Origin of the sequence: Faecalicatena contorta (genome assembly GCF_021531995.1) — a bacterium.
Lineage (GTDB): Bacteria > Bacillota > Clostridia > Lachnospirales > Lachnospiraceae > Dorea_A > Dorea_A contorta_A.
Window position 1 is genome coordinate 1 of record NZ_JAFBIZ010000286.1, and the last position, 689, is coordinate 689.

Genomic DNA, 689 nt, shown 5'->3' on the forward strand with positions numbered 1-689 from the left:
GTAATACTATGAAAAGTATTCAGGAAATTGGAAATACCATCAAACAGGAACGGTTGAAACAGGGGCTGACATTACAGCAGATGAGTGCAGCAACTGGATTCTCCATCGGATATCTGTCTCAGTTCGAACGCGGGCTTTCACAGATTGCCATCGATTCTCTCCGGAAGATTACGGATGTTCTGGGTATGGATTTTATCGAATCTTTCGCCGAAGAAAAACCATCCGTTTCTGATTCACCGATTACACGAATCTACGATGCCGACTGTGATAAAGTCAGCGACCAGATCATTCAGTATACCTTAAGCCAGAATGCAAGAAACTATTCCTATCTTCCCAGGCTTTACCATCTGATGCCCCATATCAGCGCAGACGAAGAAGTAGAGTTATACTCCCACGACGGAGAAGAATTCATCTATGTTCTGGAAGGCGTTCTGAAATTATATATAGAAGATCAAGAATATATTATGTATCCCGGAGACAGCGCCCAGCTTGATTCTACGAAGAAGCACAACTGGTCCAACTGCGGGCATCAGGTCACAAAGATTCTGACCTTCAATATGCCGAATCCTTTGAAATAAAACGAACCAGTCACTGTATTCAATTATAGCTCTCTTAAAGAGGGAAACTACCATTTCATTTTAGCAGAAACAGGGAGAATCGGCTAATGCCGATTCTCCCATCTTTTATAA

1 protein-coding gene is annotated in these 689 nt (G+C 42.4%); it reads left to right on the forward strand.

Going from position 1 to position 689, the window contains the following annotated elements:
* On the forward strand, positions 1-578 hold a 578-nt coding region (locus JQM82_RS15975; protein WP_235251404.1), incomplete at its 5' end, for a helix-turn-helix domain-containing protein.
* Positions 579-689 lie beyond the last annotated feature (111 nt).